Raw genomic sequence first — 20,756 nt, forward strand, 5'->3', positions numbered from 1 at the left:
TGAAGCCAGCATGATCGTGCTGGCGGAAGGGAGAATCACACGCGATGCCAGCCCCCAGGAAGTACCCGCAGGAAGTACGTGAGCGCGCGGTGCGGATGGTGTTCGAGGTCCGCGAGCAGACCGGCAACGCGCCAGGCGCCATCGCCCGGGTCGCCCAGCAGCTCGGCGTCCACCGCGAAGCGTTGCGCAGCTGGGTCCGGCAGGCCGAGGTCGACGGAGGACAGCGGCCGGGCACCTCGACAGCCGATGCGCAGAGGATCGCCGAGCTCGAACGGGAGATCCGTGAACTGCGCCGGGCCAATGAGATCCTGAAGTCGGCGGCCGCTTTTTTCGCCCGGGAACTCGACCCCCGACCGCCCAGATAGTCGCCTTCATCGACGCCCACCGCGACGAATTCGGTGTCGAACCGATCTGCCAGGTGCTCGATCTCGCGCCGGCGACGTACTACGCGGCCCGCAACCGGCCGCCCTCGGCCCGGCAGCGACGCGACGAGCAGCTGTCGGCCGAGATCATCCGGCTGTGGAACGACAACTTCGAGGTGTACGGGGTGCGCAAGATGTGGAAGGCGCTCAACCGCCAGGGCGTGGCCGTGGCCCGCTGCACGGTCGCCCGGTTGATGCGCAGGTTAGGGCTGTCCGGCGCGGTCCGGGGCGATCACAAGCGCCGCACCACCATCGCTGAGCCGCTGTGTCCGCGGCCGGCCGACCTGGTCGAGCGGGACTTCGCCGCGCCGGCGCCGAACCGGCTGTGGGTGGCCGACCTGACCTACATCCACACCTGGGCCGGGTTCGTCTACGCCGCGTTCGTCATCGACGTCTACTCGCGGATGATCGTCGGCTGGCGGCTGACCGACCACCTGCGTACCGACCTGCCACTGGACGCGCTGGAGATGGCCCTGTGGCGCCGCGGCGGCCAGACCGACACGCTGAACGGGCTGGTGCACCACTCCGACCGCGGCTGCCAATATCTATCCATCCGCTACACCGACCGGCTCGCCGACGCCGGCGCGGTCAGCTCGGTCGGCTCGCGCGGGGACAGCTACGACAACGCCCTGGCCGAGAGCACCATCGGACTGTACAAGACCGAACTGATCCACCGCCGCGGCCCGTGGAAGGGCCTGGACGACGTCGAACTCGCCACCATGGAATGGGTCGACTGGTACAACAACCGCCGACTCCACAGCGCCTGCCAGGACCTTCCACCCGCCGAATACGAAGCCCTCTACCGCGCAGAGATCAACTCAGCTACTCTCACCCCAGCCACATAACCCGGTCTCCAACAAACCCGGCGCGGTTCAATCGGAGTGGTGCAGCAACGCCTGCAGGACCGTCACACATGCCAGCACCTGCGGCGGCACACTCGGCCGACCATCAGTCGCGGCATACAGGTCGGAGAACATCTCCTGGGGAAACAGCTCATCACGATGCTCGGCCAAAAACGCGTACACACCGCCTGCCGGGATCAACTCCCGGCAGGTGCTCCACACATCCGGCCCAATCGGCTGTTCGGGACGATGCCCCATCATGCTGCCCAGCCTGACCCTCGACCTACAAGATCGGAAGCCCGACCAGCAACATCTTCAGAAGTCTTCTAGGGGCGGGCCGTGATCGAGGCGAGGAAGTCGTCGAGCAGGGCGGTCTGGACGTCCTCGGGGAAGCGGCCGGGGTCGAACAACGCCTGGACGACGAGCCCGTGCGTGAAGGCCACCGCCCCGGCCGCCAGCCGCTCCAAGTCGGCCTGCGGGGGCAGTTCGCCGAGGTCGCGGGCGGTCTCCAGGTGCGCGCGCAGCGCCGAGCGCAGCCGGGTGTAGCGGGCGGCCTGGCCGGCGCCGAGATCGTCGTCGGCCAGGGCCAGGTCCCATGAGCTGACCCAGATGCGGTTGCGGGCGACGTCGGCGGGCCCCAGGGGCAGGATGTCGAGCAGCGCGGCCCGCAGCGCGGCCAGGCCGGCGGCCGGCGGCTCGCGGCGGGGACGGGCGGCGGTGCGCTTCTCCAGCAGGTCGAGCGCGTGCCCGACCAGGGCCCGCTTGGTGGGGAAGTAGTGCATGAGCAGGCCGGTCGACACGCCCATGGCGGCGGCGACGGCGCGCAGCGTCAGCCCGCCGAACCCCTTGTCGGCCAGCACCTGCCAGACCGCCTGCGAGACGTCTTCACGGCGGGCTTCACGGTCTCCTGCGGCGGGCGGCATGCTGCTACCTTACATACCGAACGCTCGTTACGTACCTTGGGACGGTGTCCGTGTTCGCAGTTCCGCTCGGCGACGAGGCCGAGCTCCGCCCGCTGGAGCCCTGGCGGGCCCAGGAGTTCCTCGATCACATCGACCGCGCCCGCCCGTCGGTGGACCCGTGGATCCCGTGGGCCTCGCGCAGCACCGACCTGGCCTCGGCCACGGCCGTCCTGCAGCGCTACGCCGACGACCAGGCCGCCGACGGCGCCCGCATCTACGGGATCTGGCTGGCCGGCACGCTGGTCGGCGGCGTGATGTTCACCCGGTTCGAGGCGGTGTCGGGGGTGTGCGAGATCGGCTGCTGGCTGGAGCCGGCCGGCGAGGGCCGGGGGCTGGTGACCCGGGCCTGCCGGCTGCTAATCGACTGGGCGTTCGCCGAGCGCGGCATGGCGCGCGTGGAGTGGTGGGTCTCGCCGGGCAACACACGCAGCGTCGGGGTCGCGCGCCGGCTCGGCATGACCCGCGACGGCGTGCTGCGCGAACGTTTCCCCCACCGGGGCGAGCGGCACGACAGCGAGGTCTGGTCGCTGCTGGCCGGCGACGCGCCCGCCTCCGGCGTCAAGGCCGAGCTCGACCGGCTGATGGCGGCCTTCCTGGACGCCTTCACCAACACCGGCGGGCGCCGCCCGGACGTCGGCGCCGTCCGGGAGCTGTTCGTCCCGCAGGCGATGATCGTCAACAACACCGGGCCCGAGCCCGTGGTCCACGACCTGGACGGTTTCGTCGAGCCCCGGCAGCGGATGCTCACCGACGGGACGCTGACGGAGTTCCGCGAGTGGGAGGTGGCCGAGCGCACCGAGATCTTCGGGTCGGTCGCCCAGCGGTTCAGCGACTACCGCAAGTCCGGCGTCCGGGACGGCGTGCGGTTCGAGGGCGCGGGCCGCAAGACCACCCAGTTCGTCCGGACGCCCGCCGGATGGCGGATGAGCTCGATGGCCTGGGACGACGAGTAGCGGGCGGGTCAGGCGGCCACCTTGTCCAGGAAGGCGCGCACGTTGGCGTGCGTGCGGGCGACCTTCTCGGCCGGCGTCAGCGACTCCTCCACGACGCCGGCGCCCGCGGCCTGCTTCCTGCCGCGCAGGTAGAGGGGGCAGGCCAGGTCGGCGCACAGGTACTGCCCGACGGTGTTGCCCTGGCGGCCGGGCTCGCCGGTGCGGCGGGCGGTCATCAGGGCGACGCCGCCGGCGGTGTGCGTGGTCAGGCAGAAGGAGCACATGCTGCGCGAGGTGAAGGACCGCGAGGCGCCGGAGGTGACCCGCAGGGCGACGCCCACCAGGGAGCCGTCGGCCTCGGCCACCAGGTAGGCGCGCTCGGGAGCGCCGGGATCTCGCCAGCCGAGGAAGTCGAGGTCGTTCCAGGGCAGGTCGGCCAGGTCCCTGGGCAGGCCGGCGCGTTTGGCCTCGCCTTTGGAGCAGTTGATGAACGACGTGCGGATGTCGTGTTCGGTCAGGGGTCTCATGGGTGTGGAGGCTAGCTTTTCTTAACGGTAGTATGCAAATACTTAAAGCCTGTAAGAAAGGGTGCTGCCGTGGCCCGCGCGGGAGTGACCGTCGACCGCCTGACCAGGGCGGCCGCGGACCTGGCCGACGAAGTCGGCTTCCAGAACGTGACCGTCTCCGCGCTCGCCCGCGGCTTCGGTGTCAAGCCCGCGGCCCTGTACGCGCACGTCAAGGACATCCAGGAGCTGCGGGTCAGGGTGGCCGAGCTGGCCCTGGGCGAGATGGCCGACCGGGCCGCCGCCGCGCTGGCCGGCCGGTCGGGCAAGGAGGCGCTGGTGCCCTTCGCCGCGGCCTACCGCGGCTACGCCAAGGAGCATCCCGGCCGGTACGCCGCCACCCAGCTGGAGCTGGACTCCGATTCGCTGGACGTCAGCGCGGGCCGCCGGCACGCGGAGCTGACGCGGGCCGTCCTGCGCGGCTACGACCTGTCCGAGCCCGACCAGACCGACGCGCTGCGCATGCTGAGCAGTACGCTGCACGGCTACGTGACCCTGGAGATGGCCGGCGGGTTCCGCCGCCATCCCCGCGAGGTGGACGCCTCCTGGTCCAGGGCCCTCGACGCCCTGGACGCGGTGCTCAGGAACTGGCCGCCGGCCTGAGCGCGGGGTCAGACCGCCGCCCAGAGCTGGGCCTTGTTGGTCAGCCCCGGCGAGCAGGGGAAGATCTTGACGAAGGTGTCCAGGGTGTCCAGGCAGCTTCCCGGCGCCAGGGCCGAGCGGATCTGGTTGAACCCCGCCCCCTTGACGAACGGCACCCCGCCCAGCGTGAACCAGCGGACGGCGGGGTCGGTGTCGCCGCAGGCCCGTTCCACCACTTGCGCGCCGAACCCGGCCGAGTCGGCCGCCACGCAGAGCCGGGTCAGCGGGTTGCGCAGCACGAACGAGTCGCTCGCCAGCGGGACGATCTCCCATTGCTGCTCGTTGACGTTGTGGCAGGTGAAGCGCTGCAGCCGGGCGCCAGGAACGAAGATGTCGTCCTCTGTCCGGATGTCGAGGCATTTGCTCTGCTCGGCCTCCTTGACGTGGACGGGGGTGGCGGCGTGCGCGGTGGCGGGGACGAGGCCGAGGGCCAGCGCCGCGCCCAGGGCGTACACGATCCGGCGCAGGTGTCGCATGGGGGTCTCCTTGTGGTCGATGGGGTGCCTGTCTTGGAGGGCGTTCCATGGCGTTCCACCGGGGGTGCCTGTTGGCCGCGCCGCCGCCGGTGCCGCACAGTGGCCGGGTGAGCGATGTGACGAAGGACCTGGCCCTGTCCGGTGGTGTGGGCGGGGCGGCCGCGCTGGAGCCGCTGCTGCGCGACGTGCTGGCCGCCCTGGCCGAGGGCGCGCGGCGGCGCGGCGGCCCGCTGCCCGCCCGCACGCCCCAGGAGCTGGCCGCCGAGGTGGCGCGGGCGTTCGCGCCGGAGGGCGAGCGGCTGGGGGCGCTGACCGAGCTGCTGGCCTACGGGAGCGCTGATCCGGCCGATCCGTTCTGCGCGGCGCACCTGCACTGCCCGCCGCTGGCCGTGGCGGTGGCGGCCGATCTGGCGGTCTCGGCGCTCAACCCGTCGCTGGACTCCTGGGACCAGGCGCCGGCCGCGACCGCGCTGGAGACCTCGCTGCTGGCGGAGCTGGCCCGGATGGTGGGGTTCGGGGCGGCCGCGGCCGGCGTGCTGACCTCGGGCGGCACCGAGTCCAACCTGATGGGCCTGATGCTGGCCAGGGACCTGGCGATGGGCCGGTCGGCGGGCGTCCGGGCCGAGCTGTCGGGCCTGCCGGGCGGGGGCCCGCGGCTGCGGATCTTCGCCTCCGAGGCCGCGCACTTCTCCACCCGGCGGGCCGCGGCGCTGCTCGGGCTGGGTGAGGACGCGGTCGTCGCCGTCCCGGTCGACCGGGAGCTGCGGATGGACGCCGGAGCGCTGGCCGGGGCGCTGCGGGCGAGCGCCGGGCGCGGTGAGCTGCCGGTGGCGGTGGTGGCCACGGCGGGCACCACGGACACCGGGGCGATCGACCCGTTGCGGGCGTGCGCGTCGCTGGCCGCCGATCACGGCGCCTGGCTGCACGTCGATGCCGCCTACGGCGGTGGCGCGCTGCTGTCGGAGCGCCTGGCCCCGCTCCTGGACGGTCTGGCGCTGGCCGACTCGGTGTCGCTGGACTGGCACAAGCTCGGCTGGCAGCCGGCCGCGGCCGGGGTGTTCCTGGTGCGCCGGGCCGAGACGTACGCCTCGCTGGCCCGGCGGGCGGCCTACCTCAACCCGGCCGACGACGAGGAGGCCGGTTACCCGAGCCTGCTGGGGTACTCGCTGCGCACCACGCGCCGGGCCGACGCGTTCAAGATCCTGGTGACGCTGCGCACGCTGGGCCGGGCGGGGCTGGGCCGCCTGGTGGAGGCCTGCCACGACCTGGCCCGGCACGGCGCGGCGGCGGTGCGCGCCCATCGGCGGCTGGAGCTGCACGCCGATCCGGTGCTGACCGCGTTCCTGTTCCGGTACGTGCCGACGGATCCGGCGCGCTCGGACGAGGTGAACGCGGGGCTGCGACGCCGGCTGCTGCGCGAGGGCAGGGCGGTGGTGGGCCGGACCGAGCTGCCGGGGGCGGGCCCGGGGCGGGTCCGGCTCAAGCTCACCCTGCTCAACCCGCACGCCACGCCGGGCGACCTGGACCGCCTGCTGGCCCTCGTCGCCGCGGCGGGCGAGGCCGAGGAGTCCGCCCCCTGACGCCCGTGCCCGCCGGGGTCAGGTGAGAAGGCTGGACGGGTCGCGTTCCGGCGGACCGGCCGGCCACCAGTGGCCGTCGTGCTGGGTGAAGGGGTACCAGCGGCCGTCGCGGCCGTAGCGCACCTGGCGGGGGCCGAACGTCCAGCGGTTGCGCCAGGTCTCCAGCTGGGGCGGCGGGTCGCCGTCCCAGCCGGACTCCAGCAGCGCGTGGGCCCTGGCCAGGTCCTGGCGGGCCGGGGTCCAGGGGGTTTCGAGCACGTCGAGCCCGGGGGCGCCGCCGTACCGCCAGGCCTGGACGGCGGCTTCCAGGCCGAGGTCGAGATCGTGCTCGGCGGCCAGGCGGACGCGGTCCTGGTATTCGGTCAGGGGTTCCAGGCCGCCGTGCAGCAGGATCTGACGGGCGCGGCCGGCGGCGGAGGCGGCCAGCACGGCCAGGGCGGCCACGTCCACGCCGGGCGCGAGGTCGAGCGCGAGGGGGTGTAGGCGGCCTCCCGCGGCGGCGGTTCGGGCAGCGGCGGCTCGCCGGCCGCGAACGCCTGCGCGGCGGGCACCCCGCCGGAGGCGTCCTCCTCGGCGGTCCCGCCGCCGGTCGCGCGGGTGGGGGCCGGGACGGGCAGGTCGCGGTTCTGCAGGGCCTCGATCAGTTCCTGTTCGCCGCGTCCGCGCAGCAGCAGCAGGACGAACGGGTCGCCGTCCAGCAGCCAGGACGCCTGGTAGCACAGGGCGGCGGCGTGCTTGCAGGGGTGTCCCCAGTCGGGGCAGGAGCATTCGGGCTCCAGGTCGCCGACGGTGGGCAGCAGCGGCACGGCGGCGTCCTCGGCGGCCTCGACCAGGTCGTGCGGGACGTCGCGGTCGAGCAGCGCGGCGATGTGCCCGGCCTTGGCGGCGACCTGGTCGAGGAAACGTTCCCAGGCGGCGTCGGTGAGCTGTTCGACGCGGACGACGGTGTCGTACTCGTGCTCGGTGACGGCGGCGAGCCGGCCGGGGCTGACGGTGATCGGCCCGACCTGGCCGGTCTTGGCGTAGGCGCGGCCCTTGCGCAGCAGGGTCTGGTCGAGCGAGGTGTCCTCCAGGGCCTTGATCCACGCCTGGCCCCACCAGGTGGTGGCGAAGCGGGCGCCGGCGCGTTGCGGGGGAAGGCGGCGAATCCGCGTACGGCGGTCATCTGAGCTCCACGAGTGCGGCGAGTTCGGCGTCGGTCAGCTCGGTGAAGGCGGCCTCGCCGGAGGCCAGCACGGCGTCGGCGAGCGAGCGCTTGGCGCCGAGCATGGCGGCGATGCGGTCCTCGATCGTGCCTTCGGCGATGAGACGGTGCACCTGGACGGGTCTGGTCTGGCCGATGCGGTAGGCGCGGTCGGTGGCCTGGTCCTCCACGGCGGGGTTCCACCAGCGGTCGTAGTGGATGACGTGGTCGGCGCGGGTGAGGTTCAGGCCGGTGCCGGCGGCCTTGAGCGAGAGCAGGAAGACGGGGGCGTGGCCGTCCTGGAAGCGGGCGACCATCTCCTCGCGGCGGGCGACCGGGGTGCCGCCGTGCAGGAGCTGGGTGTCGACGCCGCGGCCGGACAGGTGGCGTTCCAGGAGCCTGGCCATGGCGACGTACTGGGTGAACACCAGCACGGCGCCGTCCTCGGCGACGATCGTGTCGACGAGCTCGTCGAGCAGTTCCAGCTTGCCCGAGCGGCCGGTCAGGCGGGGGGACGACTCGTGCAGGTAGTGGGCGGGGTGGTTGCAGATCTGCTTGAGCCCGGTCAGCAGTTTGACGATCAGGCCGCGCCGGGCCATGCCCTTGGCATTCTCGATCTGGGTCATGCTCTCGCGGACGACGGCCTCGTACAGGGCGGCCTGTTCGGTGGTGAGGGGGACGGGCCGGTCGGTCTCGGTCTTGGGCGGCAGTTCGGGGGCGATGCCGGGGTCGCTCTTGCGGCGGCGCAGCAGGAACGGCCCGACGAGCCGGGCCAGCCGGGCTGCGGTGTCGGCGTCGCCGGACTCGACCGGTTTGGCCCAGCGGCCCCTGAAGCGGGTCAGGGGGCCGAGCAGGCCGGGGGTGGTCCAGTCGAGGATGGCCCACAGTTCGGACAGGTTGTTCTCCACGGGGGTGCCGGTGAGGGCGACGCGGGCGCCGGCGGGGATCTCGCGCAGCGCCTTGGCCGTGCTGGAGGCGGGGTTCTTGACGTGCTGGGCCTCGTCGGCGACCAGCAGCCCCCAGGGGTGGGCGCCCAACGTGGCGGCGTCCAGGCGCATGGTGCCGTACGTGGTGAGCACGAACCCCTCGTCGGCCAGGGTACGGGCGGCGCCGTGGTAGCGGCGGACCGGGACGCCGGGCGCGAACTTGGCGATCTCGCGTTCCCAGTTGCCCAGCAGCGAGGCGGGGCAGACCACGAGGGTGGGGCCGGTGCCTGCGCGGTGCAGGTGCAGCGCGATCAGGGTGATGGTCTTGCCCAGGCCCATGTCGTCGGCCAGGCAGCCGCCGAGGCCGAGCGAGGTCATCCTGGCCAGCCAGCGCAGCCCTTGGAGCTGGTAGTCGCGCAGGGTGGCGGCCAGGCCGGGCGGCGGGGGCACGGGTTCGGGGTCGGTGAGCCGGTCGCGCAGGTCGGCGAGCCAGGCGGTGGGTTCGACGGCGACTTGTTCGGGTTCGTCCCCGCTGTCGATCTCGACCGTGCCGGTGAGGGCCGCGCCGAGCGCCTGCAGGCCGGTCAGCGGCTTGAGGTCGTGCTGGCGGGCCTTGCGGGCCAGCGCGGGGTCGATGAGCACCCATTGGTCGCGCAGCCGGACGACGGGCCGGTGGGACTCGGCCAGCAGGTCCATCTCGGCGGCGGTCAGCGGGGCGCCGCCGAGCGCGAGCCGCCAGTTGAAGCTGGTCAGGTGGTGGCCGCCGAGGAAGGAGGGCAGGTCGGAGGGCGCGCTGTCGCGTTCGCCGACGACGGCCTGGGCGCTGAGGCCGCGTACCAGGGAGCGCGGCCAGTGGACCTCGACGCCGGCGGCGGCCAGCCGATCGGCCGCGCCGGCCAGCAGGTCCTCCACGTCGCCGTCGGTGAGGGCGAGCTCGTCGGGGACGGCGTGCTCGAGCAGCCGTTCCAGGCGCGGCCAGGCGCGGGCGGCGCGGCGCACGGCGAGGGTGACCTCGATCCTGGCGCGGGCGCCGAACCCGGGGTCGCGGCCCTGCCACAGGTCGGCGGCGTCCACGACGAGCGAGGGGTCGGCCAGGCCGTGCACCTGGACGACGGCCCGGAATTCGGCCTGGGCCAGGTCGTCGGCCTCCAGCCGGAGCGAGAGCCGCACGCCGGAGTCGAGCCCGGCCGAGACCTCCTCGGCCCAGGGCCGCAGGTGGGGCACCTTGACGGGCTTGACGGCGGCGAAGGCGGTGGTGCCGGTGGCGCGTACGGCTCCGGGCGAGCGCGGCATGGCGTCGGCCACGGCGTCGAGGAAGGCGCGCACGAGGGGCTCGGCGTCGGGCAGCAGCAGGTCGCCCACGGGGATGGCGCGGGCGGCGGCGGGCATCGCAGCGGCCAGCTCGCGCACCCGGCGGGCGTCGGCGGCGTCGAGGGGGCCGGCCCGCCAGGAGTCGTGACCGTCGGGCGAGACGGCGGGCAGGATGCGGCCGCGGGTGACGAGCTGGAGGGCGACCAGCGCGACGGCGCCCCAGAACCGGGTGGCCGGGTGGGCGCCGGCGTCGGCGCGCGCCCTGGCCAGCACGGCGACGGCGTCGGCGACGGGGATCTCGGTGACGGCCCGCTCTCGCGCGCGAGGGTGTCCGTCGTCGTCCTGTTCGATCACCGTGGCCGAGCCGTCGCCCTGGTCGTCGAGGAAGACCAGGTGGCCGGACCTGGGGGGATCGCCGGGACGGAAGATCGCTGGGTGTTGCGCCAGATCCGGGAGAGCACTCATAGGCCGTACAGTGTACGGTACATCGGGGTGTGGTTTACCACAGAGCACATCGGCCGTCCGCCTCATTACCGCCATAACGGATCATTCGTAGCCTGGGGGCATGACGGATTGGTTGATTGCATTGATGGAGAACCTCGGCGCCTTCGGGGCCGGGCTGGCGATCATGCTGGAGAACCTGTTCCCGCCGCTGCCCAGCGAGGTCATCCTGCCCCTGTCCGGCTTCACCGCCAGCAGGGGCGAGCTGGACCTGCTGGACGTGCTGGTGTGCACGACGCTCGGCTCGGTCGTCGGGGCGCTGGCCCTGTACGGGGTGGGCGCGCTGCTCGGCCGCGAGCGCACGCTGGCCATCGCCGCCAAGCTGCCGCTGGTCAAGGTGACCGACATCGAGAAGACCGAGGCGTGGTTCCTGCGGCACGGCCGCAAGACCGTGTTCTTCGGCCGGATGATCCCCATCTTCCGCAGCCTGATCTCGGTGCCGGCGGGGGTGGAACGGATGCCGCTGGTGACGTTCACCCTGCTCACGACGGCCGGCAGCGCCATCTGGAACACCATCTTCGTGCTTGCGGGATACTTCCTCGGCGAGAACTGGTCGCTGGTGGAGGCGTACGTGGGGATCGGCACCTACGTGGTGATCGGCCTGGTGGTGCTGGCGATCGCGGTCTTCGTCGCGGTGCGGCTGACGGAACGACGTAAGGGAAGGCATGCGAACCGCCGCTGAGGGGTTGAGGGTGCTGGGCGCGGTGGTCCTGGGCGGTTTCACCGCCGTGGCGGGCGCGGTGTTCCTGCTGCTCACGCTGCCCTTCCTGGGGCGGCCGCGGGTGCGGGCGCGCGCGGCGGGGCTGGCCGCGTTCGAGGCGCGCCGCCTGCGCCTGGACACCGCCGCGCTGGACGCGCTGTCCGGCTGGGACACCCGGCCGGCGCGCTACCTGGCCGCCAGGATCCCGGCCGGGGTGCTGGGCGGGCTGGTGGTGACGCTGCTGGTCCTCGGCGCGCGCACCGCGATCCTGCTGCTCGGGGCGTGGGCCCGTGGCGAGCCGTACGACGGGATGACGCCGACGCCGCCGCTGGTGCTGTACTTCGTGGTGGGCGGCTGCGTGTTGCTGTTCATCGCCGTGTCGGGGCTGGTGGGGGTGCACGCGCTGGAGCGGCGGCTGGCCGGGCGGTTGCTGGGGCCCGACCGTACCGAGGCGCTGGAGCGCCGGATCGCCGAGCTGGCCGAGAGCCGGGCCGGGATCGTGGCCGCGGTCGACTCCGAGCGCCGCCGGATCGAGCGTGACCTGCACGACGGGCTGCAGCAGCGCCTGGTGGCGCTGTCGATGCTCATCGGGCGCTCCCGGCGGGGGCGTCCGGAGCTGCTGGAGCAGGCGCACGAGCAGGCCCAGCAGGCGCTGGCCGAGCTGCGCGAGGTGGCCTGGCGGGTCTACCCGAGCGGGCTGGACTCCCTCGGGCTGGGCGAGGCGCTGGCCGGGGTGGCCGAACGCGCGGGCGTGCCGGTCAAGGTGGTGTGCGACCTGCCGCGCCGGCCGCCGATGGCGGTGGAGACGGCGGCGTACTTCGTGGTGAGCGAGGCGGTGACCAACGCCGCCAAGCACGCGGCCGCCACCATGGTGACGGTCGAGGTCAGACAGGAGGACGACAGGGTGCTCGTACGGGTGAGCGACGACGGCACGGGCGGCGCGCGCCCCTCGGGAGGCGGCCTTTCGGGGCTGGCCCGGCGGGTGGCGGCGCTCGACGGCGCCTTCGAGGTGGTCAGCCCGCCCGGCGGCCCGACGACGGTGACGGCGGGGCTGCCGTGCGGGTGATCCTGGCCGAGGACTCCACGCTGCTGCGCGAGGGTCTGGTACGCCTGCTGGGCGAGGAGGGCCACGAGGTGCCGGCCGCCGTGAGCGACGGCGAGGCCCTGGTGGCGGCGGTGGCCGAGCACGCCCCCGACGTCGTGGTGGTGGACGTGCGCATGCCGCCGACCCACACCGACGAGGGGCTGCGGGCGGCGCTGGAGATCCGGCGGCGCTGGCCGCGGGTCAAGGTGCTGGTGTTGTCGCAGTACGTGGAGAAGCGTTACGCCACCGAGCTGATGAGCGCCGACGTCGAGGGCGTGGGCTATCTGCTGAAGGACCGCGTGGCGCAGGTCGGCGACTTCCTGGACGCGCTGGAGCGGGTGGCGGCGGGCGGGGCGGCCTTCGACCCGGAGGTGGTGCGGCAGTTGCTGGCCCGAACCACACAGGTCGATCCGCTGGCCCGGCTGACCGCGCGCGAGCGGGAGGTGCTGGAGCGCATGGCCCAGGGCATGACCAACGCCTCGATCGCCGGGCAGCTGCACGTGTCGCAGAGCGCGGTGGAGAAGCACGTCAACTCGCTGTTCGACAAGCTGGGCCTGTCGCACGCCAGCGGGTACAGCCGCCGGGTGCTGGCCGTCCTGCACTTCCTGAAGTCCTGAGGAGCGGCCGTGCGTCCGCGCGTCTTCCGTCACCAGGACCTGCCGCACCGCGTCTATGACAACCTGCGCGACCGCCGTCCGGCCGGCTGATCGGCCTGCTTGCTGTCGATCCGGGCCAGGGGGCTGGGGGCCGCTTCCAGGGCGTCGCGGGCGGTGGGCCAGGCGGGGTCGCCGGGGTGCAGGGCGGTGCGGAGGTAGGCGGTGGTGAGCTGCTGCAGCAGGGCCAGGCGTTCGGGGCTCTCGTCGGTGGTCTCGGCGACGTGGTGTCCGGCGACGCCGCCGAGGGTGTGCTCGGCGCCGAACATCGTCAGCAGGGTCTTGTCGCCGGGGCTGAGGTGGTAGCCGTCGGTGAACCAGTCGGGTCCCCGCGTCGACAACGGGGAGTCGTCCTTGTCGCCGGCGACCAGCAGGGCCGGGGTGGTCATGCCGCCGAAGGAGGGGTTCATGAAGGGGAGGTGCTCGGCGGCGAACGGTGACAGGTCCTGGCCGCCGGTGCCGGGCAGGGCGAGCAGCACGCCGGCCGTGACGCGCGGGTCGGACAGGTCCTGTCCTGGCTGGCCGTCGGCGTCCAGGATCCGGGCGCCGAGCAGCATGCTGGCGCTGTGGGCCCCCCAGGAGTGCCCGGCGACGGCGATGCGGCCCTTGTCCAGGCGTCCGGCCAGGCCCGGCAGGGCTGCTTCCAGGACGTCGAGGCCGTCGATGGCGCGCCGGAGGTCCTCGACCCTGATGCGCCAGATGTGCGGGGCGCGGGGGTCGCCGGCGGGCAGGGCGAGGGTGCGGGAGTCGAGGTGGGTGGGCTGCACGACGGCGAAGCCGCGGGCGGCCCAGAAGTCGGCCAGGGGGCGTAGCCGTCCATGGACCAGCCGTGGCCGTGGGACAGGACGACGACGGGCAGGTGGTCGCCGGTGGCGGCAGCCGAGACGCGGACCTGGAGGTCCTGGCCCCGTCCTGGGGCGGGCAGGACGACCGGCCGGACCGACACGACGGGGGCGGTGGGCGATGCGGGCATGGTGGAGCCTTCCGGGTGGATTGCCGCAGGTGGGCGTGGGAGAGGGCAGGGCTTGGCCGCCGGGCCTCGGCTCTGACATGATGCGCAAGCGGGACCGTGTCCCGTTTTCGACGATACGGGACCGTGTCCCGTTTAGCAATCCGACCCCTGGAGGAACGGCGTGGAGGAGTCGCGTCCCAAACGGGCCGACGCGCGGCGCAACGAGGAGAACCTGCTGCGCGCGGCCGCCGCGGTGTTCGTCGCCTCGGGCGTGGAGGCGCCGATCCGCGACATCGCGGCCGAGGCCGGCGTCGGCACCGCCACGATCTACCGCCATTTCCCCACGCGGGCCGACCTCGTCATCGCCGTCTACCGGCACCAGGTGGAGTCCTGCGCCGAGGCCGGTCCGGCCCTGCTGGCCGCCGGGCCGAGCCCGTACGCGGCGCTGCGGCGGTGGATCGGCCTGTTCGTCGACTTCCTGGTCACCAAGCACGGGCTGGCCGCGGTGCTGCAGCCGGACAACACCGGCTTCCAGGCGCTGCACGCCTACTTCCTCGACCGCCTGGTGCCGGTGTGCGCCCACCTGCTGGAGGCCGCGGCGGCCGCCGGCGAGATCCGCGGCGATCTGGACGCCTTCGAGCTCATGCGCGGCGTGGGCAACCTGTGCATCGGGGCCGAGGCCGACCCCCGCTACGACGCCCGCCGCCTGGTCGGGCTGCTCGTCGCCGGGCTGGCCCGGTGAGCGCGGGAGGAAGACCTTAAGAGATCCGTAAGCCGGTCCGGCGAGACTTCACCCACATCCCGAGACGCATGGAGAATTATCATGAGGAAGATCAGCGCGAACCTGTTCATCTCGCTCGACGGTGTCGTCCAGGACCCGGCGGACTGGCACTTCCCGTACTTCAACGACGAGATGGGCGCGGCGGTGACGGCGCAGATGGCCGACACGCTGCTGCTGGGGCGCGAGACGTACGACAGCTTCGCCGGGGCGTGGCCGGAGCGCGAGGCGGCGGGCGGCGAGGACGCCGACTTCGCCAGGACGATCGGCGACGCGCGCAAGATCGTGGTCTCCCGTCAGCCGCTGGAGTTCACCTGGCGCAACTCCGAGCTGCTGCAGGGCGACCTGGTCAAGGGCGTGACGGCGCTGAAGGCCGAGCCGGGCGGCCCGATCGCGATGAGCGGCTCGGTCTCGGTGGTCCGGCAGCTCCTGGCCGCCGGGCTGCTGGACGAGCTGCACCTGCTGGTGCACCCGATCGCGGTGCGCAAGGGCGAGCGGCTGTTCGACGAGGGCGACAGCTCGATCCCGCTGGAGCTGGTCAGCTCGCAGACGTTCACCACGGGCGTGCTGTACCTGGTCTACCGGCCGGCCGGGGCGGCCGGTGAGGGCTCCTACGACGACGCCAAGACCCACCTGCCCCAGGACGCCCGATAGCGCGCCTTCGACCGGCCCGTTGCGACAGGCCCGGCATCGCCTCCTCCGGCGGGCCGGGCCTGTCGTGCGCGCGGGGTCAGCGGGCCAGCAGGTCGTCCAGCTCGGCGGCGAAGAGCAGGGCGGGGTCGAAGCCCATGCCGGCGAAGTGGCCGGCCAGCTCCAGGGACAGCACGCCGTGGATCCGGGTCCAGAAGCTGAGCGCCTGGTGCAGGACGGCGGGCGGGGCGGGGTGATCGCCGGCCCAGTCGCGGTGGCCGGCCAGGTGGTGGTCGAGCGGGGTTTCGGGGCGCCGGGGCGGGGTGGCGGAGCCGGCGTCGAGCAGGAGGGTCATGATCTGGGCGGAGATGGCGGTGATGTCGTCGGGGGCGTGGTAGCCGGGGACGGGGGTGCCGTAGATGAGCAGGTAGCGCTGGGGGTCGCGCAGGGCCCAGGCGCGTACGGCGTGGGCCAGCCCGGCCAGCCCGGCGCCTTGGTCGTCGCCCCGGTCGTCGCCGCTGCCGGCGCCTCCTTCGGCGGCTTTTTCGCCGCTTTCTTCGCCGCCCTTTTCGGCGGTTGAGCGGAGGGTGTCGGCCAGGCTGCGGTAGGCGTCGCGGATGAGTTCGGTGATCAGCTCGTCGCGGTTGGCGTAGTAGCGGTAGAGCGCGGGGCCGCTCATGCCCATCTGTTTGGCGATCGCGTTGAGGGACAGCGCGGAGGCTCCCGTCGTGGCGATCTGCCGCCAGGCGTGTTCCTTGATCTCGGCGCGGATCTGGGCGCGGTAGCGCTCGCGGGGGGTCGCCGTGCCGGTGTCCGCCATGCCTTGCCGCCTTCCGCCGCTACACCCAGGAGATTTCGTTAGAGGCTATCACGAACGTTGTTGACACTCCTTTCCCTGTGCAGTTATAACTTCTAACGAACGCACGAGCTTCTAGCCGTTCGGATCCGTCCAGGTGAAGGGAACGTCATGACCACCACGTACCAACCGTCCACCCGCCCCGGTCGTAGCGCGCCGGTGGCGGTGAGCGTCGCCGCCTGGGCGGTGCCTGTCATGATCGTCGGCCAGTTCGCATTGCTGGCGATCGTTCCGGTCGCGGTCGTGCTGGTCGGCGCGTTGCGTCACGCCCGTGACCGGCTGGTCCGGTGGGCGGCCGTGCTGGTCGCCCTCGCCTACGCGGTCCCGTTCGCCGTGTGGGTGGCCCGGCCGGACGGCGCGCCGAGCCTGTCGAAGGACATGCACCCCGCCTTCGCCGTGCTGATCGTCGCCGCCTGTGCCGCGCTCGTCGTGGCCGTCGTGCGGGCCGGACGGCGCTGACGGCGTCCCCGGCCGCCCCCTTTCTTCGATCCCTCAACGAGAGGAACACCATGTTCAGCAACGTCCGCGTCGCCTCGATCCTGATCCCGCTCGCCGTGGCCGGCGTCCTGGCGGGCAACGTCCCGGCCGCCCACGCCACCGCCGGCACGGCCCAGTGCCGGGGGAGGGGGTGGACGCCTCCGCCCGCATCCGCTACCGGGCCGACATCGTGATCAAGGCTCCGCTGAGCAGGATCTTCGCTCTGCAGACGCGGGTGGAGCGGTGGCCCGACTGGCAGCAGCCGGTCCTGTCCAGCAAGCGCCTGGACCACGGCCCGCTGCGCGCCGGCTCGTCGTGGCGGTGGACCACGCCGGCTCCGGCCACCGCCACGACCCCGGCCACCACCATGCACATCACCTCCACCCTCCGGCGCGTCAAGCGTGACGCCTGCCTGCTGTGGAGCGGGCCGGCGGTCGGCACGGGCGTCCGCATCGACCGGGGCGTGCACCTGTGGACGTTCACCGAGGTCAAGGGCGGTGTGCGCGTGCACACCGAGGAGACCTGGACCGGCGCCCAGGTCGAGGCCGACGTGGCCACCTCCACCCAGCTCCTCGGCGCGGGGCTGGAGGCATGGCTGCGCGACCTGAAGGCCGCCGCGGAGTCCCGCTGACCGCGCCGGCCAGATGTGACGGGCGCCACTGTTCCCCGATGTCACGCGACGATGGCGACCGGCGTCTGGTGCGTGTGGCAAGGTCGAGAACCGACAGGCGGGAGCAGATGATGGACACCAGCGTCGAACCGGCGGACCAGGCCGACCAGGCCGACAGCGCGACCCGGACGTTCGTCGAGCATCGCAACCTGCTGTTCACCGTCGCCTACGAGATGCTGGGCTCGGCCGCCGACGCCGAGGACATCCTGCAGGAGACCTGGCTGCGGTGGGCGTCGGTCGAGCTGGAGTCCGTGCGCGACCGGCGCGCCTTCCTGGTCCGCATGGTCACCAGGAAGGCGCTGACGCGGCTGCGCACGATGCGCCGGCGCAAGGAGTCCTACGTGGGTCCGTGGCTGCCCGAGCCGCTGCTGACCTCGCCGGACGTGGCCGAGGACGTCGAGCTGGCCGAGAGCGTCTCGATGGCCATGCTGCTGGTGCTGGAGACGCTCCATCCCACCGAGCGCGCGGTGTTCGTGCTGCGGGAGGTGTTCGGCCTGGAGTACGACGAGATCGGCGAGGCCGTCGGCAAGACCCCGGCGACGGTGCGGCAGATCGCCCACCGCGCCCGGGGGCATGTGGCCGCACGCCGTCCCCGGGCGAGCGTCTCGGCCGAGCAGGCGCGTCAGGCGCTGGCGGCCTTCCAGAGCGCGATCGAGACCGGCGACCTGCAGCGTCTGCTCGACCTGCTGGCTCCCGACGTCGTCCTGCTCACCGACGGCGGCGGCGTGGTGCGGGCGGCGCTCGCGCCGATCGAGGGCGCGGCCACGGTGGCCGGGGTGCTGTCCAGGATCGCCGGCACGGCCCGTCTGCGCCCGGCCCACGTCAACGGCCATCCGGCGCTGCTCGTCGACATCGACGGCGAGATCGACAGCGTCGTGGCGATCCGCCTGGACGGCGGCCTCATCAGCAGCCTGTACGCCGTGCGCAACCCCGGCAAGCTCTCCCGGATCGGACACGAGACCGTCGTGAGCCGCTGACGAGGCCGCGGCGAAATCCGGGTGCGGCAGCCGCCTGTCCTCGCCGATCATGACCGGCATGGAATCGTGTGTCTTCTGCGAGATCGTCGCCGGGCGGGCCGCGGCCAGCGTGGTCCACGGCGACGACGACGTCCTGGCGATCCTCGACCTTCACCCGGCCACGCCCGGTCACGTCCTGGTGATCCCGCGCACGCACGTCGCCGGCCTGGCCGAGGCCGGTGACGCGGTCGGCGGGCCGATCTGGCGGGCGGCGCGGCGGGTGGCGGCCGCGCTGCGGGCCTCGGGGCTGCGTTGCGAGGGGGTGCAGCTGTCCCTGGCCGACGGCGAGGCCGCCGGCCAGGAGGTCTTCCACCTCCACCTGCACGTGATGCCGCGCTTCGCGGGGGACGGCGTGGTGGTCGGCGCCGAGTGGCGGAGCCCCTCGCGCGCCCGGCTCGACCAGGACGCGGCGCTGATCCGCGCCGCGCTGCCCCGCTGACGCGGGGCCGGCCGCGGGGCCGGCCGCGTGGGCGGCGACGGGCACCGAGGCGGCCGCGGCATGTTGTTATGCTCCCCGCATGATCCGCGAGGCCCGGCTCGACGACTTCGAGCACATCGTCCGCCTCTACCGGCAGTTGCAGCCCGATGACCCGGATGTCGTGGACGGGTCGGACGCGGCGGCCTTCCGGCAGATCCTCGCATCGCCCGCGCTACGTCTCTTCGTGCTCGAACTGGACGGGGCCGTCGTCGCGACGACCTACCTCAACGTGATCCCCAACCTCACCCGGTCGGCCTCGCCGTACGCCGTGATCGAGAACGTCGTCGTCGAGGCGTCACGGCGGGGCACCGGGCTGGGCAAGCAGATCATGGCCGCCACCCTCCAGGCCGCATGGGACGCCGGCTGTTACAAGGCGATGCTGATGACGGGCTCTCGCCGGCCCGCGACCCACGCCTTCTACCGCGCCTGCGGCTTCTCCGGCGACGCCAAGCACGCGTACGTGGCCCGTCCCTCCTGACGGGCCGCTGCCCGGGGGCGGGGTCCGGCCGTCACAGGGAGCGTTCGAGGAAGCCGAGGACCGTGCGGGCCAGGGTGACGCGGTGGTCCGACAGGGCATGGTCGGTGGGGAAGAGGTGGTCTTCGAGGCGTTCGACGGGGTGTGCCCGGTAGGCGGCGGCCAGGGGCTCGTGGTGCACCTCGTGCGGCGTGACGACGTCGTGGCCGGTGCCGACGAGGAGCACGGGGCGGCCGGCCAGCCGGGGCGCGAGCCGGGCCAGCCGCCAGGCGTCGCCGCCCGCCTCCATCTCGCCGACCAGCGCCTGCCCGCTGGTGCCGCGCAGGGGGGCCAGCTCGCCGTCGAACGCCTTGACGTACCCGGCCCGTACCTCGGCGTCGGCGCGGCACAGCGCGGCGGCCACGCCCAGGTCGAACGCGGCGACGGAGGCGACGGCGGTCACCGACGGGTCCGCCGCGGCCGTCATCAGCGCCGCGAACCCGCCCATGCTGTGGCCGACCAGCGCCAGGCGCCGCGGGTCGAGCCGGTGGGCGGCGGCCAGGCCGGGCAGCGCGGCGACGGCGGCGGCGGCGTCCTCCAGCACGTGCCCCCAGGACCAGGTGCCGCCCACGCCCCATGATCCGCGGTAGTGGAACACCAGGCAGGCGTAGCCGGCGCGGCGCAGCGTCTGGGCGAGGTCGAAGTTGCGCTCGTTGCCGGGGAATCCGTGCAGCAGCACGACGACGGGGTGCGGGCCGCGTCCGGCGGGCAGGTGCAGCACGCCGAGCAGGCGCTCGCCGCCGCTGTCGAATGTCACCTGCGGCGTGGTGGCCGGGAAGCCGGGGTCGCGCGGCGGGTCGGCGGCAAGCGGGTCAGACATGGGCGAACTCCCCGAGATCGAACCGATCGGTACGACCCGAGACGTTAGCACCCGATCGAACCGACCGGTACTATCTGGGCCATGCCCGTGGCCAAAGGCTCCACGATCGACCCCGCCCGCACCCGCGCCGCCATCCTGAGCGCCGCCACCGACCTGCTGTACGAGCGCGGGCTCGACGGCATCGGCGTCGCCGGGCTGTGCGCCGGGATCGGGATCTCCAAGGAGACCCTCTACCGCCACTTCGGTACCAAGGAGGGTCTGGTCGAGGCCGTGCTCCGAGAACGCAGTGACCGGGTCGCGCGCTGGCTGGCCGGTTGCGCCGAGGCCGCGGGCGACGATCCGGGCGCCCAGCTGGCCGCGGTGTTCGACGCCCTGCGGCAGTGGTACGACGACCCGGCCTTCCGCGGCTGCGCCCTGCTGAACGCCGCCGCCCAGCACCACGCCGACCCCGTACGGGCCATCACCGCCCGCCACCTGGACCGCTACCTCGAGTTGCTGACCGGCATCGCCGAACGCGCCGGGGCGGCCGATCCCGGGCTGCTGGGGCGGCAGTTGCTGATGCTGGTCGAGGGCGCGACCGTCGTCGCGGCCCACCACGACAGCGCGGCCGCCGCCGACCACGCCCGCCAGGCCGCCCTGACCCTCCTGTCCGCCACCACCTCCCACAAGCCCTCAGCCGCGCAGACCGCGCCGCGCCCGTAGCAGCCCTTCGCCCCCAGGCCGGAATCGGTTCCGCGCGGCCGATCCCAGAGCCGTTCCTCGCGGCCCGGGACACCTGTTCGCCGCGC

26 protein-coding genes, 1 pseudogene and 1 other annotated feature are annotated in these 20,756 nt (G+C 73.4%); of the genes and pseudogenes, 17 read left to right on the plus strand and 10 right to left on the minus strand.

What is annotated here, in order from left to right; all coding sequences use genetic code 11:
• The first annotated feature begins 44 nt into the window (after window positions 1–44).
• Window positions 45–1,267, plus strand: a protein-coding gene (locus ACNF49_RS32355; protein WP_482939532.1) for an IS3 family transposase whose coding sequence is annotated in 2 segments (ribosomal slippage) — window positions 45–324 and window positions 324–1,267 — 1,224 coding nt in all. Because the reading frame shifts where the segments join, the coding sequence is not laid out codon by codon here.
• Window positions 323–436, plus strand: a sequence feature (AL1L pseudoknot). Its footprint overlaps the gene before it by 114 nt.
• 27 nt (window positions 1,268–1,294) lie before the next feature.
• Here ACNF49_RS32355 and ACNF49_RS32360 read toward each other — a convergent pair.
• Both ACNF49_RS32360 and ACNF49_RS32365 read right to left on the minus strand, forming a co-directional pair.
• Window positions 1,295–1,525 (minus strand): hypothetical protein, encoded by a 231-nt coding sequence (locus ACNF49_RS32360; protein ID WP_482945724.1) that lies wholly within the window; start codon window positions 1,523–1,525, stop codon window positions 1,295–1,297.
• Window positions 1,526–1,590: 65 nt separating this feature from the next.
• The gene (locus tag ACNF49_RS32365; RefSeq protein ID WP_482939942.1) at window positions 1,591–2,187 is read right to left on the minus strand and encodes a TetR/AcrR family transcriptional regulator; all 597 of its coding nucleotides are present in this window, start codon (window positions 2,185–2,187) and stop codon (window positions 1,591–1,593) included.
• A gap of 44 nt (window positions 2,188–2,231) precedes the next feature.
• On the opposite strand from ACNF49_RS32365, the gene ACNF49_RS32370 reads away from it, so the two are divergent.
• On the plus strand, window positions 2,232–3,179 hold the full coding sequence (locus ACNF49_RS32370) for a GNAT family N-acetyltransferase (protein ID WP_482939943.1): 948 nt from the start codon (window positions 2,232–2,234) through the stop codon (window positions 3,177–3,179).
• Between the two features lie 8 nt (window positions 3,180–3,187).
• Here ACNF49_RS32370 and ACNF49_RS32375 read toward each other — a convergent pair whose 3' ends face one another.
• On the minus strand, window positions 3,188–3,685 hold the full coding sequence (locus ACNF49_RS32375; protein WP_482939944.1) for an FBP domain-containing protein: 498 nt from the start codon (window positions 3,683–3,685) through the stop codon (window positions 3,188–3,190).
• A gap of 69 nt (window positions 3,686–3,754) precedes the next feature.
• Between ACNF49_RS32375 and ACNF49_RS32380 the strand changes: the two genes are divergently transcribed.
• Window positions 3,755–4,324 carry a TetR/AcrR family transcriptional regulator gene (locus tag ACNF49_RS32380; protein WP_482939945.1) on the plus strand — a complete coding sequence of 190 codons (570 nt, stop codon included), beginning with the start codon at window positions 3,755–3,757 and terminating at the stop codon, window positions 4,322–4,324.
• 8 nt (window positions 4,325–4,332) lie between these two features.
• Here the strand turns inward: ACNF49_RS32380 and ACNF49_RS32385 are convergent, their stop codons facing one another.
• Window positions 4,333–4,839: an RICIN domain-containing protein gene (locus ACNF49_RS32385; protein WP_357976040.1), complete on the minus strand. Its 507-nt coding sequence runs from the start codon at window positions 4,837–4,839 to the stop codon at window positions 4,333–4,335.
• 107 nt (window positions 4,840–4,946) lie between these two features.
• Between ACNF49_RS32385 and ACNF49_RS32390 the strand changes: the two genes are divergently transcribed.
• On the plus strand, window positions 4,947–6,419 hold the full coding sequence (locus tag ACNF49_RS32390) for a pyridoxal phosphate-dependent decarboxylase family protein (protein WP_482939946.1): 1,473 nt from the start codon (window positions 4,947–4,949) through the stop codon (window positions 6,417–6,419).
• Window positions 6,420–6,437: 18 nt separating this feature from the next.
• On the opposite strand, the gene ACNF49_RS32395 is transcribed toward ACNF49_RS32390, so the two are convergent.
• A complete protein-coding gene (locus ACNF49_RS32395; protein WP_482939947.1) occupies window positions 6,438–6,869 on the minus strand; it encodes a hypothetical protein in 432 nt (143 codons plus the stop codon).
• Window positions 6,782–7,225 (minus strand): SWIM zinc finger family protein, encoded by a 444-nt coding sequence (locus tag ACNF49_RS32400; protein ID WP_482939948.1) that lies wholly within the window; start codon window positions 7,223–7,225, stop codon window positions 6,782–6,784. The genes ACNF49_RS32395 and ACNF49_RS32400 overlap by 88 nt, the downstream gene beginning before the upstream one ends.
• 30 nt (window positions 7,226–7,255) lie before the next feature.
• Between ACNF49_RS32400 and ACNF49_RS32405 the strand changes: the two genes are divergently transcribed.
• Window positions 7,256–7,588 (plus strand): hypothetical protein, encoded by a 333-nt coding sequence (locus tag ACNF49_RS32405; RefSeq protein WP_482939949.1) that lies wholly within the window; start codon window positions 7,256–7,258, stop codon window positions 7,586–7,588.
• On the opposite strand, the gene ACNF49_RS32410 is transcribed toward ACNF49_RS32405, so the two are convergent.
• Window positions 7,581–10,304, minus strand: coding sequence for an SCO1167/SCO6262 family helicase (locus ACNF49_RS32410; RefSeq protein WP_482939950.1), 2,724 nt, complete (start codon window positions 10,302–10,304; stop codon window positions 7,581–7,583). The genes ACNF49_RS32405 and ACNF49_RS32410 overlap by 8 nt on opposite strands.
• A 100-nt stretch (window positions 10,305–10,404) precedes the next feature.
• Here ACNF49_RS32410 and ACNF49_RS32415 point away from each other — a divergent pair, with 100 nt between their 5' ends.
• From ACNF49_RS32415 to ACNF49_RS32425, 3 genes are read left to right on the plus strand one after another with little or no spacing between them, the layout of a single operon-like run.
• Window positions 10,405–11,022: a DedA family protein gene (locus tag ACNF49_RS32415; RefSeq protein ID WP_482939951.1), complete on the plus strand. Its 618-nt coding sequence runs from the start codon at window positions 10,405–10,407 to the stop codon at window positions 11,020–11,022.
• A complete protein-coding gene (locus ACNF49_RS32420; protein WP_357976026.1) occupies window positions 11,006–12,106 on the plus strand; it encodes a sensor histidine kinase in 1,101 nt (366 codons plus the stop codon). The genes ACNF49_RS32415 and ACNF49_RS32420 overlap by 17 nt, the downstream gene beginning before the upstream one ends.
• On the plus strand, window positions 12,097–12,741 hold the full coding sequence (locus ACNF49_RS32425) for a response regulator (RefSeq protein WP_357976023.1): 645 nt from the start codon (window positions 12,097–12,099) through the stop codon (window positions 12,739–12,741). The genes ACNF49_RS32420 and ACNF49_RS32425 overlap by 10 nt, the downstream gene beginning before the upstream one ends.
• 53 nt (window positions 12,742–12,794) lie before the next feature.
• Here ACNF49_RS32425 and ACNF49_RS32430 read toward each other — a convergent pair.
• A pseudogene (locus ACNF49_RS32430) lies at window positions 12,795–13,750 on the minus strand (alpha/beta hydrolase family protein).
• A gap of 160 nt (window positions 13,751–13,910) precedes the next feature.
• Between ACNF49_RS32430 and ACNF49_RS32435 the strand changes: the two are divergent.
• Window positions 13,911–14,471 carry a TetR/AcrR family transcriptional regulator gene (locus ACNF49_RS32435; protein ID WP_482939952.1) on the plus strand — a complete coding sequence of 187 codons (561 nt, stop codon included), beginning with the start codon at window positions 13,911–13,913 and terminating at the stop codon, window positions 14,469–14,471.
• Between the two features lie 81 nt (window positions 14,472–14,552).
• Entirely contained in the window at window positions 14,553–15,161 is a 609-nt protein-coding gene (locus ACNF49_RS32440; protein WP_357976014.1) for a dihydrofolate reductase family protein, read from the plus strand.
• 76 nt (window positions 15,162–15,237) lie between these two features.
• On the opposite strand, the gene ACNF49_RS32445 is transcribed toward ACNF49_RS32440, so the two are convergent.
• A complete protein-coding gene (locus tag ACNF49_RS32445; protein WP_482939953.1) occupies window positions 15,238–15,957 on the minus strand; it encodes a TetR/AcrR family transcriptional regulator in 720 nt (239 codons plus the stop codon).
• A 147-nt stretch (window positions 15,958–16,104) separates the two neighbouring features.
• Here ACNF49_RS32445 and ACNF49_RS32450 point away from each other — a divergent pair, with 147 nt between their 5' ends.
• The 6 genes from ACNF49_RS32450 to ACNF49_RS32475 all read left to right on the plus strand — a co-directional run bounded on the left by ACNF49_RS32450 (window position 16,105) and on the right by ACNF49_RS32475 (window position 19,112).
• Window positions 16,105–16,452 carry a hypothetical protein gene (locus ACNF49_RS32450; protein ID WP_357976008.1) on the plus strand — a complete coding sequence of 116 codons (348 nt, stop codon included), beginning with the start codon at window positions 16,105–16,107 and terminating at the stop codon, window positions 16,450–16,452.
• A gap of 50 nt (window positions 16,453–16,502) precedes the next feature.
• Window positions 16,503–16,664 (plus strand): hypothetical protein, encoded by a 162-nt coding sequence (locus ACNF49_RS32455; RefSeq protein ID WP_482939954.1) that lies wholly within the window; start codon window positions 16,503–16,505, stop codon window positions 16,662–16,664.
• A complete protein-coding gene (locus ACNF49_RS32460; RefSeq protein WP_482939955.1) occupies window positions 16,622–17,101 on the plus strand; it encodes an SRPBCC family protein in 480 nt (159 codons plus the stop codon). Before ACNF49_RS32455 ends, ACNF49_RS32460 begins: the two co-directional genes overlap by 43 nt.
• Before the next feature lie 110 nt (window positions 17,102–17,211).
• Window positions 17,212–18,117: an RNA polymerase sigma-70 factor gene (locus ACNF49_RS32465; RefSeq protein WP_498703273.1), complete on the plus strand. Its 906-nt coding sequence runs from the start codon at window positions 17,212–17,214 to the stop codon at window positions 18,115–18,117.
• Between the two features lie 58 nt (window positions 18,118–18,175).
• Window positions 18,176–18,595, plus strand: a complete 420-nt coding sequence (locus ACNF49_RS32470) for an HIT family protein (protein ID WP_482939957.1) — start codon at window positions 18,176–18,178, stop codon at window positions 18,593–18,595.
• A 79-nt stretch (window positions 18,596–18,674) separates the two neighbouring features.
• The gene (locus tag ACNF49_RS32475; protein WP_357975999.1) at window positions 18,675–19,112 is read left to right on the plus strand and encodes a GNAT family N-acetyltransferase; all 438 of its coding nucleotides are present in this window, start codon (window positions 18,675–18,677) and stop codon (window positions 19,110–19,112) included.
• 31 nt (window positions 19,113–19,143) lie between these two features.
• On the opposite strand, the gene ACNF49_RS32480 is transcribed toward ACNF49_RS32475, so the two are convergent.
• Entirely contained in the window at window positions 19,144–19,968 is an 825-nt protein-coding gene (locus ACNF49_RS32480; RefSeq protein ID WP_482939958.1) for an alpha/beta hydrolase family protein, read from the minus strand.
• A gap of 81 nt (window positions 19,969–20,049) precedes the next feature.
• On the opposite strand from ACNF49_RS32480, the gene ACNF49_RS32485 reads away from it, so the two are divergent.
• Window positions 20,050–20,670 (plus strand): TetR/AcrR family transcriptional regulator, encoded by a 621-nt coding sequence (locus tag ACNF49_RS32485; RefSeq protein ID WP_357975993.1) that lies wholly within the window; start codon window positions 20,050–20,052, stop codon window positions 20,668–20,670.
• The last annotated feature ends 86 nt before the right edge of the window (window positions 20,671–20,756 follow it).

This window comes from Actinomadura sp. ATCC 39365 (assembly GCF_054392275.1).

Bases quoted from the DNA above. Each gene is read 5' to 3' on its own strand.
- ACNF49_RS32445 (WP_482939953.1), bottom strand. From the start codon at position 15,957: ATGGCGGACACCGGCACGGCGACCCCCCGCGAGCGCTACCGCGCCCAG.
- ACNF49_RS32385 (WP_357976040.1), bottom strand. From the start codon at position 4,839: ATGCGACACCTGCGCCGGATCGTGTACGCCCTGGGCGCGGCGCTGGCC.
- ACNF49_RS32470 (WP_482939957.1), top strand. From the start codon at position 18,176: ATGGAATCGTGTGTCTTCTGCGAGATCGTCGCCGGGCGGGCCGCGGCC.
- ACNF49_RS32415 (WP_482939951.1), top strand. From the start codon at position 10,405: ATGACGGATTGGTTGATTGCATTGATGGAGAACCTCGGCGCCTTCGGG.
- ACNF49_RS32465 (WP_498703273.1), top strand. From the start codon at position 17,212: ATGGACACCAGCGTCGAACCGGCGGACCAGGCCGACCAGGCCGACAGC.
- ACNF49_RS32485 (WP_357975993.1), top strand. From the start codon at position 20,050: ATGCCCGTGGCCAAAGGCTCCACGATCGACCCCGCCCGCACCCGCGCC.
- ACNF49_RS32375 (WP_482939944.1), bottom strand. From the start codon at position 3,685: ATGAGACCCCTGACCGAACACGACATCCGCACGTCGTTCATCAACTGC.
- ACNF49_RS32365 (WP_482939942.1), bottom strand. From the start codon at position 2,187: ATGCCGCCCGCCGCAGGAGACCGTGAAGCCCGCCGTGAAGACGTCTCG.
- ACNF49_RS32450 (WP_357976008.1), top strand. From the start codon at position 16,105: ATGACCACCACGTACCAACCGTCCACCCGCCCCGGTCGTAGCGCGCCG.
- ACNF49_RS32480 (WP_482939958.1), bottom strand. From the start codon at position 19,968: ATGTCTGACCCGCTTGCCGCCGACCCGCCGCGCGACCCCGGCTTCCCG.
- ACNF49_RS32410 (WP_482939950.1), bottom strand. From the start codon at position 10,304: ATGAGTGCTCTCCCGGATCTGGCGCAACACCCAGCGATCTTCCGTCCC.
- ACNF49_RS32440 (WP_357976014.1), top strand. From the start codon at position 14,553: ATGAGGAAGATCAGCGCGAACCTGTTCATCTCGCTCGACGGTGTCGTC.
- ACNF49_RS32455 (WP_482939954.1), top strand. From the start codon at position 16,503: ATGTTCAGCAACGTCCGCGTCGCCTCGATCCTGATCCCGCTCGCCGTG.
- ACNF49_RS32475 (WP_357975999.1), top strand. From the start codon at position 18,675: ATGATCCGCGAGGCCCGGCTCGACGACTTCGAGCACATCGTCCGCCTC.
- ACNF49_RS32420 (WP_357976026.1), top strand. From the start codon at position 11,006: ATGCGAACCGCCGCTGAGGGGTTGAGGGTGCTGGGCGCGGTGGTCCTG.
- ACNF49_RS32360 (WP_482945724.1), bottom strand. From the start codon at position 1,525: ATGATGGGGCATCGTCCCGAACAGCCGATTGGGCCGGATGTGTGGAGC.